General features: G+C 64.8%; 1 protein-coding gene (only partly in view). It reads left to right on the plus strand.

From position 1 onward, the window contains the following. Positions 1 to 20,069, plus strand: partial view of a putative Ig domain-containing protein gene (locus RBB32_RS03295; RefSeq protein WP_306151256.1) — the 5' portion only. The gene runs 13,966 nt beyond the window's last position; 20,069 of the gene's 34,035 nt are visible here — the first part of the coding sequence; it begins with the start codon at positions 1 to 3; its stop codon lies beyond the right edge, outside the window.

Here is a 20,069-nt window from a genome sequence, read left to right on the forward strand (position 1 = left end):
ATGGGACCTCCTTTCGATAATGGGCCTAACCCTTGGGCGCTTTTTGTTTGCGACCCCACGGCCACACCGGCCAAGCGGAAGCGTGCCCGTTTCCTCGGCAGTTCCGCGTTGACCAACGGGTTCCGTCTGGACACTTTCGAGCAACGTATCCTTCTCTCGGCGGACTTCGCGCTGGTTGAGGCGCGTCTTGATTTGCCCGGAGAGCGCGATGTCTATCAGTTTACACTCGATGAGACGCGCCAATTCGTTTTCGACAATCACGGCGCACCATCCGGGGCGCGCTGGTTTATCGACGAGCCGGGCGATGCGGCCCCCGACTGGCGCGATTTCGAGAGATCCGATGGCAGGTGGAACCGCGCCCCGGTCATCGAGTTGGAGGCCGGTGAGCATGAATTCGTAGTCGAGGGTGGCACGGAAACCGGGGCCTACGGCTTCCGCCTCATCGACCTTGAAACCGGTACCGGCCTGACGCTGGACACTGTGCAAGATACCGTGCTGGGCGCACAGGGTCGGGCGACCGAGGTGTTCTCGTTCGAGGGGCAGGCGGGGGAGAGGCTTTGGCTCGATGCCGAGGCCGGGACGCTGCTGGATGCACGGGTAACCGTGATCGATCCGGCGGGCGACATTCTGCTTTCTGCCGAACGGTTTCAGGATGTTGCGATTCCGTCGCTGGCAATGGATGGGACACATACCCTTCTGATCGAAGGGGAGGAAGACGCCACCGCGGATAAATCCCTGAGTTTCGCGCTGCGCGGCGTGAGCGAACAACAACGGTCCTATACTCTGGGCGACACGGCCCGCGGAACCGATGCCGGTGCCGATGTGATCGACGTGCTGGAGTTCACGCTTAACACAGATACAACGGTGGTCTACGACCGTTTGAATGTGCCTTCGCAGCTGCGTTGGTCGCTGGAAGGTCCGACCGGGGAGATCATTACGGACCGGTCGGGACAGGATGTCAATTTCGATGGGCTTGCCGGGCTGAGATTGAAGGCAGGTGACTGGCGGTTGCTTGTCGACGCGCCGGAGGGCAGCGACTGGGCGTTGCGGCTTGCAAGTGAAGCGGAGGCAACGGCATTGACGCCCGGCAGTGCGAGCCCCGTGACCTTGCCTGCAGACGAGGAGCAGGCGCAGCTTTTCTCGTTTACCGCGCAAGCGCAAACCCGACATATCCTGTCGATGCCCGATTTCGACGGCAGTCGATACTCGGTGGATATGCGGGTGATTGGGCCGGATGGCGTGGAAGTCGCTCGCGGAAGCGGATCGGGCCAGACGGTTGTAGATGCCTTCGCGGATGGGACGTACCTTGTTGTGCTGGACAGGTCTTCTGGCTCAAGCGAGAACAGCGGGACGTTGCTGCTTGCCTCCGAAAGCCTGCCTGCACCCGAAACGGCGACTCTGGGCCAGCCGATGGAAGTGGACTTCGCCGGGCAGGACAGCAAGACCTTTGCCTTGGATGTGACGGAGGCGGGTACCTATGTGATTGGTGCGTCGGACCGACAGTACTCGATGCACTGGCGAGTACAGGGGTCCGATGGCGTGACCGTGGCCGAAACCAGTTTTCAGACCCGGCCTGAAGTCGTGACATTGGCGCCCGGGCGCCATTACGTCACCATTACATCGCAAACCACCCGGGCGCTGAATGAAAGCCTCACGGTTTTTCAGGCCAATGCCATGCCCATGCCGTCCGAAAGCGGCTCAGTCGTCAGTATCCCGGCGATTTCGCCGATCTTGTTGCGTCTACCCGCCTCCGACAAGGCACGGTTTCTGAGCCTTGAGGGGCATGACGTTCTTACGAGTATCCGGGACATCGAGGGCAATTTCGACAAAACCGACCGGATCGGTGATGGCGCGTGGCGCGTCGAGCCCACGGAGGGGCCGCTTTTCGTCATGGCGTGGAGCCAAGATGACACCGCCGGGGACGTGACTGCCAGCCTGACGGATTTGCCGGACCGCGATTTCGCCCTCGACGTGGCCGCCGGGGCCGGGGATGGCCGCCAGCAGGCGCGCGGGGTGAGCGGCGAAGCGGCGGCCCTGACCGGGCAGACGCATCTGGAACTGGATGTTCCGGCGCTGGAGGATCACACCGGCAGCGTAACGATCGAGATGCGCCTGCGGGCCGACCGTATTGTCGACAGTTTCAACGAAAGAACCAATGTCTGGCTTTACAACAGCGGCACCGAGAGGCTGCGGTTGGACGAGGATGGGCAGCTACGACTCGAGGCGGATTTCGGTAGTTCGAGCTGGTCGATCTTCACGTCGGACGACGCGATGCGGCGCGGCGAATGGATCGAGATCGGCATGGTCGTGGACCGTGACAACGGGGCGATGAAACTTTTCCTCGATGGTGTCGAGGTGGCGTCGCGCGACAGCCTTGCAACGGGGGCGGTGACAGGCCGGACCGAGCGGATCGAGATCGGACGTCGGGTATCGACGAACGGGAATGGCCTTATCGGGGCGATCGATGCGCTGCGTCTGTGGAGTGTGGCGCGCGGTGATACGGATATGGCCGCCGGCCTGTCCCAGTCGGCGGACGGTGCGACGGGGCTGGGCGCTGATTTCGGGTTTGACGGGGTCGATTGGCTTTCGGGTGGCAATGGCGCTATGGCGGCCTTCGCTGATCCACTTCCCGCACAGCCGGGCCTGATCACCGGGGCCGTGTCCGCGACCGGAAGCATTGATCGCTATCACTTCACGCTGGACCGACCGCGCCTGTTGAACCTTGAGCGGTTGCGCGTCAACGGTGTTGGCGTTCGGCTGACTGACGCCGAGGGGAACTTCGTCTCGGGGCCCCATTTGGAGGCCGGGGATTACACGCTGTCGTTCTCGAATTCCAACTTGTCGACCGGGTACTATGCCGTGCGCCTGCAGGACTACGAGCTGGCGCCGGTGGTGCAGCCGGGCGATGTTCTGGAGGCGGTAGTGCCACCGGGAAGCGCGCCCTTGGTCCATGCCCTGGATCTGACGGCTGGCATGCGTCTGAACCTTGATTGGACGCTTGATCGCGACAGCGCCGACCGGGCCAGTTGGGTACTGCGCGATGCAGAGGGCGGTTTCGTTGCCAGGGCCGATTCGGGTGACGAATTGACAGATGTCGAGGTGCCGAGCGACGGGCGATTTTACCTGATATTTGAGGGTCCGGTTCTGGGTGCGCGGCTGCGTACCGGGGCGCGGCCCGTGGCCGGTGCTGACCTTGACGCGCCAGAACCCTTTGCGCCGCAGCGCGGGCAGGGGCGCGGCGATGGGCAGCGTGCCTTGCAGTTCGACGGATTGTCGGGGGTCAATATTCCCGGCGCCGATATTGGTGCGCTTTCGGGCGATGCGGTGACCTTGGAGACATGGGTGCGGATTGCGCAGGAGCCTGAGCGGCCTGCGAACCTGATGACGCTGCGGGGGCAGGGCGGTGGCGCACTGACGCTCAATTTGGGGGGCCAGACGCTGCGGGCCGAACTGACTGAACCCGGCGGCATGGAGGACAGCGTCGCGGGCGGTCAACTGGAGGCGGGGCGCTGGCATCACGTGGCGGTGATGCTGGACCGGACCGAAGGTGAGATGCGGCTTTATCTGGATGGCCGTGAGACTGATCGGGAGGCCGTAGCCGCGGCGGCTTTTGCGCTTGACGGGCCGCTGACAGTCGGCTTACCGACAGGGGCAAGCGCCGGTTTCGAGGGCCGGATGCAGGAGGCGCGGGTATGGTCGCGTACACTGTTACCCGGAGAGCTGGCCGGAACTGCCGTGGCAAGCACGCCGGGCCTGGCGCTGAGCCTTCCGATGCTGGAGTCTGGTGGCCCCACGACGACGGATGCGGGCGGGACCGCCCATGACATCCGGCGCGTCCTACCGGGTGCGGCGAGCGCGCGGATCACGGCGCAGGGCGACATGGCAGAGTTCAGCTTTACGCTGGACAGCCCGCAGTTCGTTTTTCTGGAACCTTTGCTAAGCCGCAATGCGCGCATTTCCTTGCGGGGCGCGGGCGGTGAGGTGGCCGAGTATTTCTGGGGTGCCGACGGTTACGACGACATTGCCCGCCATTTACCGGCCGGGGATTACACGGTCGAGGTATCCGGGTTCAGCGCCTTGGGGCCGGTACATATGCGGATGCTGACGCTTGAGGACGCGACCGATATCGTACCGGGCACCCCGGCCACGGTTACACTGCCGGATGCGCGGGCCGGGGCGCTACTGAAGTTCGAAGGCCGTGCGGGGGACGATCCGATAGTCGATGTGACGGGCGGCAACCCGCGTGTAACGGTGTTCTCGGAAGGGCCAGCCGACGGGCCGCTGGGCCGTGTGCCGGTGGAGGGTGCCTTGCCCACGGATGGCACCTATTACATCTATATCGACGGGCGGCTTGACAGGACGGGGGCGCGCAGCCTTGACGTCAATCTGCGGCGTGGCACCGATACGCGGTTCGATCTGACACCCGGCGAGCCAGTCACGGGGACCGTTCCGGAGGCGAACGGAGCCACGCACAGCCATGCCTTCACGCTGAACGCGCGGGGGCTTTATGCGTTTGACCTTTTGGCGCAACATGGCTCGGGCCGCATGACCCTGACGGGGCTGCAGGGCGAGGTGCTGCAACGCTCGCTTTCGGGGATCGAAGGGCGCGGGGCCGAGCGGCTGCTGGACCTGCCGGCGGGCGACTACCTGCTTCAAATTGAAAAGTTTCGCGCCGACGATTCTGCGTTGGACTACAATTTCGTGTTGCGCGATGTGGCGACCGTGGAAACCGGTATCCTGCTGGATCAGACCGTGACGGGCAGTGTTCCGGAGGCGGGTTACGGGATTGCCGTGCGCAGCTTTACCACGACGGGGCGCAAGACCGTGGCGCTGGATTTCGACACATCCAGTGGCGACGGGTTTGCCGGCGATGTCTCTCTCATCGGTCCCGGCGGCGTGGAGGTGCTTTCGGAAGAGAATGCTTCTGGGCGGTATGCCCCCTTGGTCCTCGAACATCCGGGCACCTATCGCCTGATCTTTGCAGGGTCGAATTTCGAGACCGGCGATCCCGTCACGCGCGGCGATTACGAGGTGGTCGTCGAGGATCTGAGCGAGGGGCCGTCACTGGGCGAAACCGCGGTAGATTTCGACACCCCCGGCATTCCTTACGTGACGCTGAACGACGAAGGGTTGCCATCGGCGCTGGTGGACCGGGGCGGTGGCGACCGTTTCATGCGCCTGATCAACGGCACCTCGCCCAACAGCCGGAACGCGATCTTCTTTGACAGGACGCAGGCCGCCGGTTTGGCCACACAGGAGATCGCCTTTGATTTCCGCATGCGCCCGCAAACGGGCGCGCCGGGGCAGGGTGATGAGATGGTGTTCGCACTGCTGCCCGCGCGAAGCTATGGAGATGGGGGACCGGCGGAGTTTTTCTCACCGTTCGATGTGGATGACAACACGCTATCGCTGACCTTCGATGCCAAGTCCGACTTTCGCAATGATGTCGGCGATAACGGCGTGGTGTTGCGGGTGGGTTCTGACGTTATTGCGCGTGTTGATAGCCCCGGTGTCGACCTCACGCAGGAAGATTTCCAAACCGCCGTCCTGAGCCTGACCGCATCCGAGGGGGGCTCGCGCCTGAGCTTGACGGTAACCCCGCAAGGGGGCGCGGCGGTAACGGTGCTGGATGATGTTTATGTGCCGGGGTATGCGCCGGGCGACAGCCGCATGGCCTTTTACGGCAGCAGCGATAGTGACACGCTGGATATCGACCTTGACAATATCTCGCTGACCGGAACGCCCGGCAGCGACAGTTTCGCGCTGGGCGATCTGGTCAGCGGTGCCATCACCCAAGCGGGCGGCGCGGATCGCTACCGTTTCGAGTTGACCGAGGAGAGGCTGGTTTTCGTCGATATCACTGCGGGGGTGAGCGGGCTGGATTGGCGGATCAGTGGCCCGGGCCTGCAGCACAATGGCAAAGACCTGCGGTCGACCGATTACAGTTCGTTCAACTACGGCTCGACCGACCGGGGGCCGGTTCTGGCGCTGGGACCGGGGGCTTACGAGTTTACCATCGAGAGTCCCTATTCCGGCACTGGCTCTTACGAATTTCGGCTGCACGATCTGCAGGCCGCGCCGGAGATCGCGCTGGAGGAGGATGTACAGGTCACGCTTGACCCCGGTAGCGCGGCGGTCGCGCGCAAGATCACCCTGACCGAGGGGCAGCAGATTTACGTCGATACCACGGCGACCAGCGATACAAGCACCGTCTTGCGTCTGCTGGACCCCTTTGGCCAACCGATCCTTGGCACAAGTTCCCGGATCGACCGCGACATCGGCTATCATACCGTGACCCATACCGGGACATACATTCTCTTGTCCGAAGGGCCGATCAGCCGAGCCGAGCCCGCCACCTTCGATTACAGGGTGCGGGATGCCTCACCCGTCGAGTCGGACCTGACCCTTGGAGAGACCATCGAGGCCGCTTTGGCTCTTGAAGGTCGTGTCCATCGCTATGACTTTACAATCGATGCGCCGACGACGGTTCTTGTCGATGCGCTGGAAACCGACCTCTCGGGGCGTTGGACATTGCGTGACGCGCAGGGCGCGCTGATGACGCGCGAGTTTCGCGACACCTCGGCGGGTTTTGGCCGTGATCCGGCGAGTTTGCGCCTGGCGGCCGGTGACTATTCGCTCGACCTGGTCAGCGAAGACCCTGACGCGGGCACTGCGCGTATCCGGTTGCTGGATTTCGCCGATGCGCCCGTGCTTAGCGCGGATGCAGCCCTGACCGTGACACCCGCGGACCCGTTGGAGGCCACGCTTCTCAGGCTCGACCCGGTGCCGGGACGGACGCATGAAATCGACTTGTCGACTTTGAATGCTGACGGTTACAGGATGCTGCTCGACGCGCGCGGGAGGATCGTGGCCCGGTCGCAGGACCTTGACGAGGTGTTGACCGGGATCGAGGCGCCGGATGCGGACGCACACTACCTGCTGATCGAGCCGGACGACTCGGTTTTCGGTAACAGCACCGACACGCGCGAAGTTCTGATGACCTCCCGTGCGCCAGCCATCCAGATCGCGCCGGGTGATCCCGTTTCCGCGACCCTGGCCGCGGGGTCGGTGCGTGACTACAGTTTCACTTTGGATGAGGCGACGGCCCTTGTGCTGGACAGTCAGCGCGACTTGACTGGTGCGGGCTGGAGTATCGAAGGGCCTGCGGGCGAGATAGGCACGGGCAGTTTCCGCAATTCGGCCACGTGGCTGCCGTTGCCGGCGGGGGAGTACCGTCTGCGGGTCACCGGCGGGACCACGGGCGGCGATGTGGCCTTCCGCCTGCACGATGCCGATACGGCGCCGGAACTGCCCACCGGAGTGGTGCGCGACGAACGTCTGGATCCGGGCAGCGGGGCGTTGCTCTACGGTTTCGACGGAAGCGCCGGGGAGGCGGTGACCCTCGACGTGGTGCAGGCCCCGAACGACCTGTTCTACGAAATATACGGTCCCGACCGCGAGCGTATCACGGCCAGCCAGCTGGAGGACAGCGGGCGAATCGTGCTGCCGCAGGACGGGCGCTATACGCTGGTGATCCGGGGGCCGAGCGATGCCGCCGAGGAGACCCGCTCGGCGCGGTTGGCGCTGTATGCGGCGCTTGATTCCGCGCCGGTGCCGATACCCGAGGCGGGCGCGACGGACGGCCCCGATCTGGTGGTCGAAAACCTTGCGCTTGATGATCCGGCCAACCTGACGGCGGGCGCATCCGCGACCCTGCGCTGGACCCTGCGCAACCGTGGCACTGAACCCGCCTCGGGGCAGGCGGCTGACCGTTTGGTGGTGCGCAACGCGGATACCGGCGCGCTTGTGCTTGACCAGTCGCTGGCGCTTGATTTGTCGACGGGGCTGGCGGCGGGCGGTACCATGTCGCGTAGCCTGACAGTCGTCCTTCCAGAAGGAGACGCGGGGGCGGGTGAATTGGAGTTTGTGCTGACCACGGACGAGGCCAATGCCATCGCCGAGGTGGCACCGGACGGGCAGGCCGAACAGAACAATAGCGCGATGGTCACCGTCACTTCGGCGTTGCCGCGCTTTGCCGACCTGGTGGTCGATCAGGTGACCGCCCCCGACCCTGTCGATTGGCAGGCGGGCCAGACCGTCACCGTGACATGGCGCAGCCGAAACGCGGGGTTGGCGGAGACCCACGCGCCATGGACCGAGCGGGTGATCCTCAAAGACGATCGCGGGCGCACTGTCAGCAGTTCGGATATCGCGGTGAGTCAGCCGCTGCCGGTCGATGGCAGCGCCATGCGTAGCGCCAGCCTGACCGTCCCGGACCCGGCGACGGGCGAGTATAGTTTCGAGGTGCTTACCGATGTCGGCGGGGTGATCCAAGAGGTCAACTCCGGCGGCACCGGGGAGACCAACAATACCGGCAGCACCGGGCGCATCTATGCCCCCGATATTTTGCCCGAGGATTTCCGCATCGACGGAGAACTGCGGGCGGGCGATCCTGTGACCCTGCGCTGGACGGTGCGCAACGTCGGGTCGACCGATGCGCCGGCCTATACCGACCGGCTGGTGGTAGAGGATGCCGCGGGCAACGACCTGCTGGTGACCGAGGTGCCGGGTGCGGCACTGGCCGCTGGTCAAAGCGCAGAGCGCAGCGTGACAATCGACCTGCCACTGAATGCCGCGGGTGAGCTGGAGTTCGAGCTTGACCTCAACCGCGATGCGGCGGGTCAGAGTGGATTTGACGAGATCGCCCAGAACGGCGGCGCTGGTCGTTATGACGATGCGCGTCTGACCGAGATGGCCCTGCCGCCGATGCGCGCCGATCTGAATGTTGGTGCGCCTATCCTTCCGTCTGATGCCATCGCGGGTGCGCCGGTGACGCTGAATTGGACGGTCACGAACGCGGGTCCGGTTGAAACGCGTAACGACGCTTGGGTGGATCGTATCGTGCTGTCGCCCGATGCCACGCCGGGTGGCCCGGACGAGGTGGTGTTGGCCGATGTGCCGCGCAGCGCGGCACTTGGCCCCGGGGAAAGCTATGAGGGCCAGGCAACGGTGACCCTTCCCGCCGCGTTGGACGGCACCTATCATGTCTATGTCGTCACCGATGCCGATGCCACGCTGGACGAGCCGGGCACCCGCGCCGACAACACCGGACCGTCGGCGTCGTTGTCGGTCAGTGCGCCGCAATCCGATTTGTCGCTGGGGCCGATTACCGGCACGCCGACAAGACTGTTTGCAGGGGGCACGGTCGATATCGCCTGGAGCGTGAGCAATGCCGGCCCGGACGCGGCGCAGGGCTTCACCGACCGCGTGTTCCTCAGCGCGTCCGGGGTGCTGGATGCCGATGCAATCGAAGTGGCGGCGGTGGCGCAGCAAGGGGCACTGGCCGCCGGGACGACGGCGCAGAGACAGATCGCGATCGACCTACCGGGGCAGTTGACTGGCCAATACAGTATCATCGTCGTGACTGATGCCGATGGCGTGGTGTTCGAGGACGGTAATGAGGCCGACAATACACAGCTTGCCGCCGAGCCGCTGCAGATCGCCGCGCGTTCGGGGGCCGATCTGGTGGTGTCGGAAGTGCAAGGCCCGGCGCAATTCGCTTATGGTGAGCCCTTCACGGTCAGTTACACCGTCACCAATGCCGGGTCGGTGGCGGCACGCGCGCCATGGTTTGACCGGGTGGAACTTCTGGACGCGGATACCGGCGATGTGCGCGATGATCTGGACCCCGTGGTGCGGCGTAATTTCGACCTGTTGCCGGGCGAAAGCTATACCGGGACCCTGACAGTCGCCACTTCGCGGGCGCTGGGCGACGACCGGTTGCGCATCGCGGTGCGTAGCGATGCCGGTGACGCGGTGTTCGAGGCGGGACTGGAAGCGAACAACCTTGGCAAAGCGCAGAACGTCAGCCGGGTGGGACAGGTGCGGCTGGAACCGGATGGATTGCGCGCGCCGGACAGTGCAACGGCGGGTGAGACGCTGCGCGTCGAATGGGACGTTGCCAACAACGGTACCGCCCGGGTCGCCGGCGGCTGGACCGACACGATATGGCTGAGCCGTGACGACAGTCTGGATCCCGAGGATGACATCCGTCTGGCCGATATCACCCGTGATGATGTGACGGAATTGGCGGGTGGTGGCTCGGTCACGCGCGGGGCGGATATCGCCCTGCCGCTGGAACTGGATGGCAGCTATACGCTCTTTGTCGAAATCGATAGCGACCTCGATACGCCGGATACCTTCCACGGTGACAATACGGCCTCGCGCGGGCTGGATGTCAGCCCGGCGGCCACGCCTGACCTGACGGTCGCCGATATCAGTGTGCCGGAGATCGTCTTCGGTGAGACAGCGCCGCTTACTGTTTCGTGGACGGTGCGCAACGATGGTGCCGCCGAGGCGGCGCAACCCGGCGTTGAGACAGTGCGGATCGTCGATGCCGAAGGCAGGGTGATCCAGGACCTGGGCCGTTTCGAACGTCAGGGCACCTTGGCCGTGGGCGAAAGCGCCACCCGCACGGAATCCTTCAACCTGGACCTGCGTTGGGGCGATTACCGTGTGGAGGTGGTGATCGATGCCGAGGATGCGGTCTTTGAAGGGGATGATGTCGCGCCCAACAATGGATATGCGGATCTGGCAGTAAAACTTCGCCCGCATGGCGATTATGCTCTGACGCGGCTGGAGGGACCGGCGCAGGTGGAGGCCGGCGGGCGGCTTGAGCTTTCGATGGAGGTGGCCAATGTCGGCGAAACGGTGATCCCGCTGACCGGGGCGCAGAACGCCGATCCAAGCAGTTCCGCAAGCATCTATGTCAGACTGTACGACGCGGCCTCGGGCTCGCGCGTGCCTTTGAGCGGTCGACTGTTTCCGCTCGGCGGTGCATTGGATGCCGGGGCGCGTGAGCAGCGGCAGGTGGCCTTTGACCTGCCGGTACAGATCAGCGGCAATATCCGGGTCGAGGCGGAAATCCAAAGCGACGCCTATGAGCATACCGCGACGGCCAACAACAAGCGCGCGCTGTCATTGGATGTGGCCGCGGTGCCCGCGCCCGACCTTGCCGTTAGCGGCCTGATCCTGCCGCAGGAGGCCGAGGAGGAGGGTACGGTCAACGTCGAATGGACGCTGAGCAACAATGGCCCGGTGCGCGCCGAGGGTGAGATCCGCGAAATCCTGCGGTTCGAGGCGCCCGACGGCACATCAGGCCAGAGCCTGAAAAACATACTTTCAATCGACCTTGATCCGGGCGAAAGCGTCGTGCGGCGCGAGACGGTGACCTTGCCCGATAGGTTGACCGGCCCCGTCACCGCTTTGCTTGAGGCGCAAACGTATGAATTTTCGAGTGGCCGCAGTAATCTGGTCTACGAGGCCGATGCCACGCTTGCCGACAATGTGACGACGGCACCACTGGAGATCACGGCGCGCCCACGGTCTGACTTGCAAGTCACTGATATCGTCGCCCCCGACACGGCCACGGCGGGCGATACGATCCAAGTGGAGTTCGACGTGGCGAACCTTGGTGTCGCTGCCGCCGAACTGGCGACGAAATTCGGCAACGATCGCTGGATCGACCGGGTTTCGCTTTCGGCGAGTGACGACCCCGACCAACGAAGGGTCGTGTCGGCGCAATCCCAGAACGTGACCGCGCTTGACCCCGGCGAGAGCTACCGCACGGGGCCCATGGAATTGACCATTCCGCGCAACGCAGGCGGGACGCTCTACCTGATCGCCGAGGCCGATACCGGCGACAAGCTGGACGAGGGCGACGCGGGACAGGTCAACAATGCCCTCGTTGTACCCATCGAGGTGGCGCCCTTGCCCGCCGCCGATCTGGTGGTGTCCGAGGTTTCGGCCCCGTCGCAACTGGTCTGGGGGGCTTCGGCCAACGTGGATTATACTGTCACCAACCTTGGCGACGGTCCAACTGATGGCGGCGACTGGACCGAGCAGGTTTGGCTGACCCGAGACAAGAACCGCCCGCGCCCCGGTGCCGAGGGCGATATCCTTGTCAAGACGCTGACGCGCAGCGGTGAGCAACTGGGCGAATTGGCGGGTTATGACCGCAGCGTCACCTTCACCGTGCCTGAGCAGATCGAAAGCGGCGTGTGGTATGTTATGCCATGGGTCGATGTGTTCGATGTCGAGCGCGAGGTGACGCTGTCCGACAACGTCAATCCGGACGATCCGGCGGAACTGGATGGCAACAACTACCGTGCCTCGGCCCCGGTGTCCGTGGTGGGCCGGGTGGAAGGTGTCACCGACCTGCGGGTCGATGATTTTGCCGCCACGCCGGTGGCGGGAGAAGACCGTACCTACATCCTGTCGGGACGGGTGACCAATGCCGGACAAGAGGATTTCGAAAGCGGCAAGTGGGGCTTTGACATCACCCTGTCGGAAGGGCCGACCGGCACGCAGAGCGCCTTTGACCTCTATTCCGTGGGCGGGTATTTCGCTACCGATACCTCGCCCGATCTTGCCGCCGGCGAGAGTTACGATTTCGAGCGCCGCGTGGTGTTGGGCCCGCATGCAAACGGCAGTCATTTCGTGCTGCGCGCCACCATCCCCGAGGGCGACCCCACACCGATCGACAATGCCGCCCGTGTTCAGGACACCGTGGTGCCGCAGGTCGCCGACCTTGAGGTCACCGATATCACCCTGCCGCCCGAAGGTGTCGTGGGTGGTGAACTGACGATCCGCTATACCGTCACCAATCAGGGCAGTGAATCCACCGGGACCGCGACCGAATTCCTCTATGATCAGTTCGGCCTGACCGACACGGCCACCCCGGGTGATCCTTCGCGGCTGGAGGTGGCCTTGGGCCGCGCGGTGCACGCGCTTGACGCGCCGCTGGCCCCCGGTGAAAGCTACACCAAGGAAGTGACTTTTGACGTCCCCGAGCTTCTGCCGGGCGATTACTATGTGACCGTTCTTTCCAATCGCGGCCCGTCCAAGCCGCTCAACCGTGACACGGTCGGTTACTTCGATCCGCAAACCGGCGATCCGGTACCTTCACAGCGGGGACTGCCGTCAGGACTGGCACAAAACTATTTCAGCAGCGCCTACGAGCCATTCCCGGTCAACGAGGCGCGCGCGCCATTGCCTTTGGTGGTGCGCGGACCGAACCTGAGTATTTCCGACATAGACGTGCCCGCCGACGTCAACGCGGGCGAGGATTTCATCGTCAGCTATACGGTGACCAACACCGGGGTCGATCCGACGCCCGAGGATCTGACGTGGATCGACCGTCTGGTATTGTCGCCCGATGTCACGCTGGATCGTGGCGATTATGCACCGCGCGGACCGGACCGGGTATTGGGCCTCGCCGGATATCTACGCAAAGACCCATTGGCACCGGGCGAAAGCTATCGCGCCTCGGTGCGGGTCCGGATGCCGGCGCTGGCCGAGGGGCCGATGCAACTGCTGGTGCTCACAGACGCGCGGGGCGAGTATTTCGAGGGCTTCAGGGTGGGTGGCGAGTCCTTCATCCACCCCTCGCTCAAGGGGGTGTTTCCCGGTGATATGTCGGGACGCGTCAACGAATATACCGGCGAGGCCGACAACGTGGGGGCCGCCCCCCTGAATGTCACGCCGGTGCCGCGCCCCGATCTGGTGGTCACCGATTTGAACGCGCCGGACCGGATCGTCGCGGGCCGGGAGTTCGCGCTGGATTTCGAAGTCACCAACCAAGGCGGCGACATGGACCCGCAGCAGGTCGACTGGACGGCACGGGTTTATCTGTCGCGCGACGGGGTGTTGGACGAAAGCCAAGACGTATTTTTGGCCAACATGACGCGCAAGCCGCTTGATGCTGGTCAAAAGCTGCGGCTTGAGGGCGTGCGGCGTATACCGCCCGATCTGGCCGAGGGTGGCTGGACCCTGATCGCGACCGCCGATTACGCGCGCACCGGCGATACAGATGGCGGCGTGATCGAGACACCGGCGGGCGAGACCAACAACATCGCGCGCCGCGATGTGGTGATCGAGCCGCAGCCGCCCGCCGATCTTACGGCGGATGACATCACCGGGCCAACCACCTCGCGCGTCGGCGATCCGGTGACGATCCGCTGGACAACCCGCAACGAGGGGGCAAGCGGCACGCCCGAGCAGTTGCAGGGGCGCGACGAGGATTCCGTCACTGTCACCTCGCCCGACGGCAGCGTTATCGTGATCTCGGGTCTGGGCGGCTCGACCACGCGGCGTGCCGGTTGGACCGATGCGGTTTATCTTTCGCGCGACAGCATATTTGACCCGGCTGAGGACGTGCTTCTGGGCAAGGTGCGCCAGACCGGCGCGCTAGAACCGGGCGATACACGCGCCTCGCAACTTGATGCGACGCTTCCGGGGCTGGACGCCGGACAGTGGCGCATCCTGGTCCGTAGCGACATATTTGGCGAAATCAGCGAAGAGGCGGGTGAGACCAACAATCTTGCAATCGGGGCCGACGCGCTGCGGGTCGATGTGGACGTGCTGACGCTGGATCAACCTGTGACGGTCAATCTGGAACCGGGGCAAGAGCGGTTGTTCAGGGTCGATGCGCCCTTTGGCCAGACGCTCGACGTGACCATGGAAGGGGAGCAGGGCAAGCCCGCGGGCGATCTTTTCCTGCGCCATCTCAAGGCGCCGGACACCGCGCAGTTCGACGCTGCCGACCAGCGTCGCGTTGAGGGCCGGGCGGCAGCGCGCGTCGATGGGACCGAGCCGGGCAGTTACTATGTCTTGCTGCGTGGTGTTGAGGGCGGGGCCGAGCAGGTCGAGCTTTCCGCGCGGTTGGTGCCACTCTCCATCGACCGCGTGACCACCGATCGGCTGGGTGCCGGGCGTTATGTCACGACGCGTATAGAGGGCGCGCAACTGGCCGAGGGTGCGACCGTGCGGCTGACGCGGCCGGGGTTTGCCGCCTTCGAGCCGGTGGCGATCAGCCGTCCGGATTCGGGACGCATCACCGCCACCTTCGATTTGCAGGATGCGCCGCATGGTCTTTATGATCTCAGCGTGACCAACCCGGACGGCGCGCGCGCCTCGGTGCCTTACCGGGTGCTGATCGAGCGGGCGATCGAGCCCGAGGTTGCCGCCGGTATCTCGGGTGCGCGGGTTCTTCCGGCTTGGGATACGGCCTATGATTTCAGCATGCGGGTGCGCAACCTGTCCAATCTGGATGCGCCCTATGTCGTCTTCCAGACCTTTGCGCCCGAGATGGGAACGAATAGCGAGGTGCAAGGCAAACGATATTTCACGCCCGAGACCGGGGTGCGCGGGCAACCGGGGCCCGATGATCTGGCTTGGCCGGTTCTCGACCCCGATGTTCTGCACAAGGGGCGGCATGTCGCCACCGGGATGGTTTATGGTCTGGCTCCGGGTGAAAGCGCGGCTTTTGGCACGTCCCTCGTCGTTTACGAGGACGTGATGAACCCCACGGAGGGTGAAATCGCCGCCATGCCGTTCGATTCATGGCTGGGTATCTCGGCCACGCCGCTTACCCGGGCGGAATTTGTCGAATACCAAACCGGTGTGGCGCGCGCTTTGGCCGAGGCGATCGTGGCCGACGACACCGCCGATCCGGGGCTGGCCGCACTGGCGGGCGATGAGGATCTATTCACGCAGGTCTACCTTGCCGGTTTGGAAGAGGCCGGTTTGTTGCGCCCCGAAGGCGAGGTACCGCAAGCGCGTGAGAATCCCTTGGTCGCCTCGCTGTTGGCGGTGGTGGCCGGAGGCGCGATTGCTGGCCCGGTGGGCGACAGTTATGGCGCCGGGGCGGTGACAGAAGGCGGCGCGCGGGGCTTTTTCGACGACCTGCTGCGCTATTACGGTGGTGATGAGGGTGTGCAGGCCGCGCTCGAAAATGCCCGAGATCCCGGCCCTGTCGTGCAAGAGGTCGATGACGAGCCTTTTGAACCGCCCAAGCCTGATGCGTCGGAATACGACCTTGGGACATCGGCCGACGCGGCCTTACGTGTTGTAAATTTCTTCATGCGGCCGGACAGCCTAACAGGCATTGATCTGAACGGCTCCGGCAGCGGCGCGTTGACCGAAGAGCAAGAGGCACTGGTCAACCGTCTGGGCCCGGGGTCGTTGGCCGGAGACAGCCAGCAGGCGTTGGACCTGCGCGAATTCCTCGTCGAGGCGGGACTGTCGACAGGGCAGGTGGTACTGAACGGGCCGGACAGGTCACAGACCGGGGGGCTTGTGCCTGCGGACAGGGCGCTGCCCTATCGTCTTGGGATCGTCAACGATGGCAAGGCGGTCCGTGAAATGCGTGTCGTGGCGCCGGTTGACGCGGCCCTTGATCCGGCAAGCCTTGCCTTGGGCGATATTCGTCTGGGCAGCCTGTCGCTTGACCTGCCGACCGGGCGCAGCAACTTCCAGCGGGATTATGATTTCACGCAAAGCCGCGGCTTCATCCTGCGGGTCAGCGCCGCCGTGGACCTGGCCGATGACACGTCGACCGCGGCGACATGGCTTTTTCAGGCAATCGATCCGGCAACTGGCGAAGTCACCCAGGATGCCGATATCGGCTTTCTTTTGCCCGGCGAGACCGCCGAAATGGACTGGAGCCTGCGGGCGGCACCGGCCGACCTGTCGGGCGCCGATATCGAGGCCAGTGCCCGCGTATTGATGAACGATCGCGTGCCGCAGGACGCAACGGCGCTGACCACGCGACTGGATGCACGCGCGCCCGACACGGTGCTGGATGTGACCGCGCTGGACGGTGACCGCTATCGCCTCGATTGGCAAGCCTCGGACGATCTTGAGCTTGCGCATGTCACGCTTTACGCGGCGCAGGATGGCGGCGCTTTCCGTATCATCGAAGGCCGCACACCCGAGGCCGAAGGCACGCTGTTCTTCCAAGGTGACGAAGGCGCCACTTACGAGTTTCTGGCCTTGGCCACCGACCGCGCGGGCAACCGCGAGACGCCGCCACTGGGCGCGCAGGCGCCCTTGGATGGCGGCGCGGTCGATCTGGGCGCGCTCACCGAACAGGAGCAGACTTCTACCGATCTGCCTGTTGTTCCGCCTGGTCCACCGCCGACGAACCCGTTGTTCCTGACCGCGCTGGAAGGGCGCGAAACGCCCTTCCTCACCGATCTGGCGGCCTCGGAATATGGGCGTATCAACGCGCCCTTCGCCGCCGAGGCGGTGGCGACGGGTTTTGCAGGGTCCGGAAGCGGTTTGGGCCCCCTGGCGCTGCTTGAGAGGGTGGATGGCACGATCTGGGTCTCGGGGGGCGAGGCGCGTAACCGTCTCTGGGCGCTTGATCCCGATCACGGAGGAGGCGCACCGGGCGCGCCGCTGAGCACCCTCGATGCGCCGCTCTTTTCCCTTGCTGAAGGGCCCGAGGGGCGCGTCTGGGGCATGACCGGCGAGGAGCTTGTGGAACTCGATCCGCAAAGCGGCGAGATCATCGCACGCCATGGTGCGGGGCTGGGTACCGCGCTGGCGGTGCATCCCACCGATGGTACCTTGGCCGTGGCCGGCCCCGACGGCATCTATCGCTTTGATCCGGAAAGCGGTGAGTTTACCCGCCTGAGCCGCGATCTGGACCTGCGCGCCACCTCGCTTGATTACGATGATCAGGGCACTCTATGGGCGATCAGTTACCCCGACCGTGGCCGCGTCGTGCGTCTGGCTGACGATGGGCGGGCCGAAACGGTGTATCAATCGGCCAAGGCGCTGGATTCGCTAGCCTTCGGGCAGGAGGGGACCGCGCTGGAAAACCTGTTGGTGATCAGCACGAATGACGATGGCGCGGACGGGGGCGGGCAACTTCTGCTGCTTGATCCGGGGTCCGGACGCGTCGCGCCGGTGGCCGGTGAAGGCACGCGGGGCGATGCCGTGACCACGACCGCCGAGGGCGAGATCCTTGTCAGCCAATCGGGGCAAGTGGACCGGGTCGAGCCTGTGTTCCCACCGGTTCTGGAGGAAACGCGGCCGGCGGCGCAGGGTGTTGCGGTGGCGCCCTTGGCCTTCGTGGAACTGACCTTCGATCAACGTATGCTGGCCATGGATGCAAGCGAGCCGGGCTCGGTGCTGAACCCGGCAAATTACACCCTTACCGATCAGGACGGCAATGCGATTTCGCCCGATTTCGTGGTTTGGTCGGAAGAGACGCGCACCGCGCATCTTGCCTTTGGTTCCTTGGTCAACGGGGCCTTTACCCTTGAGGTCTCGGATAGGTTGGAAAACGTCTATCGTGTGCCGATGGAGGCGCCCGAGACCGTCCCCTTCGACCTTGTTGTCGACCTTGGGGCCCTGTTGGACATCGAAACCACCAATACCCGCTGGGACCGGGCCACTGGCGAGGTGAGTTTCGATGTTTCGATCCACAACATCTCGGATCGGGCATTGCGCTTGCCGCTGTTGCTGACGCTTGACCCCGAGGATGGCAGCGCCCTGCCCGTTGCCACGCCGGGCAGCACCGAGGATGGTCGTTATCTTGTCGACCTGTCGGGCGCGCTGCCGCAGTCGGGTATTCTTGACCCCGGTGAAACCACCACGGCGCGCACGATCTCGCTATCGACGAATGGCCGCCAGCGCGAGGATTTCCGGGTAGGTGCTGCTGGCGATGCCGGACCGAACGATGCGCCGGTGATCACCTCCGACCCGCCGCTTGTGACGCGGGTGGGCGAGGCATGGTCCTATGATCTTTCCGCTTCGGACCCTGAGGGCAAGCCGGTGCTGCACGCCCTTTTCCGAGGGCCGGAGGGCATGGAAATCGACCCGGTGACCGGCGCCATGTCATGGACGCCCGGGGCCGAGGCGCTGGCCGAAACCCCGGTCATCGTTCAGGTGGTTGATCCGTTGGGCGCCACCACCCTGCACCGTTTCACGCTTGAGGTTGCCGACGGCAATTGCGCGCCGGTCTTCGGAACACTCCCGGACGAGGTTGTACTGCGCGAGGGGCAGCCTTTTGGCCTGCAGGTGCCGGTCAATGACGCCGACGGCGACCGGGTCACCGTGGTTGCGGATGGCCTGCCGCCGGGTGCCGAATGGAATGCCGCCACGCGTGAGTTGCGCTGGACACCCGAGGAGGGTCAGCGCGGCTTTTACGGCGATCTGCGTCTGATCGCCGAGGACGGGGCAGGGCGCACGATCCACCGGTTGCCGATCCGGGTGACTGTCGGGGCGGCGCCGCCCGAACTGACCGCGCCGCGCGACGTGGCCGCCGAGGAAGGGCGCAAAGTCGCCATCCGGCTTGGTGGCAGTGGCGGCGCGGGCGAGACGCTTCGTTTCCTCGCGCTGGAGAACTCGCTGCCCAGTGGCGCACAACTCAACCCGCGGACAGGGGTTCTGGAATGGACGCCGGGCTATGATCAGGCGGGCGCCTACGATGTTGTCCTGGGCCTGACGGACGGTACGGCGACGGTGCGGCGCGAGATGACGGTGACCGTCGCCGCAGCGGAGGCGCCACCGGTGTTTCTTGATCTTGATGGCTGGCAAGTCGCGGAAGGGCAGCCAATTGCCATTCCGGTATTCGCCTACGATCCCGACAATCCGCTTTATCGCCCGCCCGACCGGCAGCCCGACGGCAGCCTGAGCGAGGTGGATATCCCACCAACGGTCGAAGTGCGGGCCGTGTCGGGCCTGCCTCAGGGGGCGGTGCTGGATACCGAGGCGATGGAATTGCGCTGGACGCCGGGGCATTTGCAGGCCGGGGAATACGAAATCGTGCTTGAGGCGGTGGATACCGGCGGGCCACAGCCGATCACGGTGCGCGATACCCTGACGCTGGTCGTGACCGAGGCGAATGTCGCGCCGGTGCCGCAAGCGCCTGCGCGCACGACGCTGGCGGGGGGCACGACCCGTAGCATAGATATCGCGGCGCCCGACCCCGAGGGTGGCGCGGTGACGCTCTATCTTGCCGATTCCTTCACCGGACGACCGCCGCCCGATTTCGTGACGCTGGTCGATAATGGTGATGGCACCGGCCGGATCACGCTTGCCCCCGCGCCCGAGGATCGTGGTGTGATCCAGCTTCGCCTCGTGGCCGAGGATGCCGAGGGTGGTTATGCCGACACCGTATTCGGGATCGAAGTTACGGCAGACAACCTTGCGCCGCGGATCGGCCCGCTGTTCGATGCGGTGGCCACCACGGGCGACCCGTTGTCGCTGTTGCTGCC

The sequence above is a fragment of the Roseovarius sp. MMSF_3281 genome (genome assembly GCF_030733685.1).
In the GTDB taxonomy this organism is placed as follows: domain Bacteria; phylum Pseudomonadota; class Alphaproteobacteria; order Rhodobacterales; family Rhodobacteraceae; genus Roseovarius.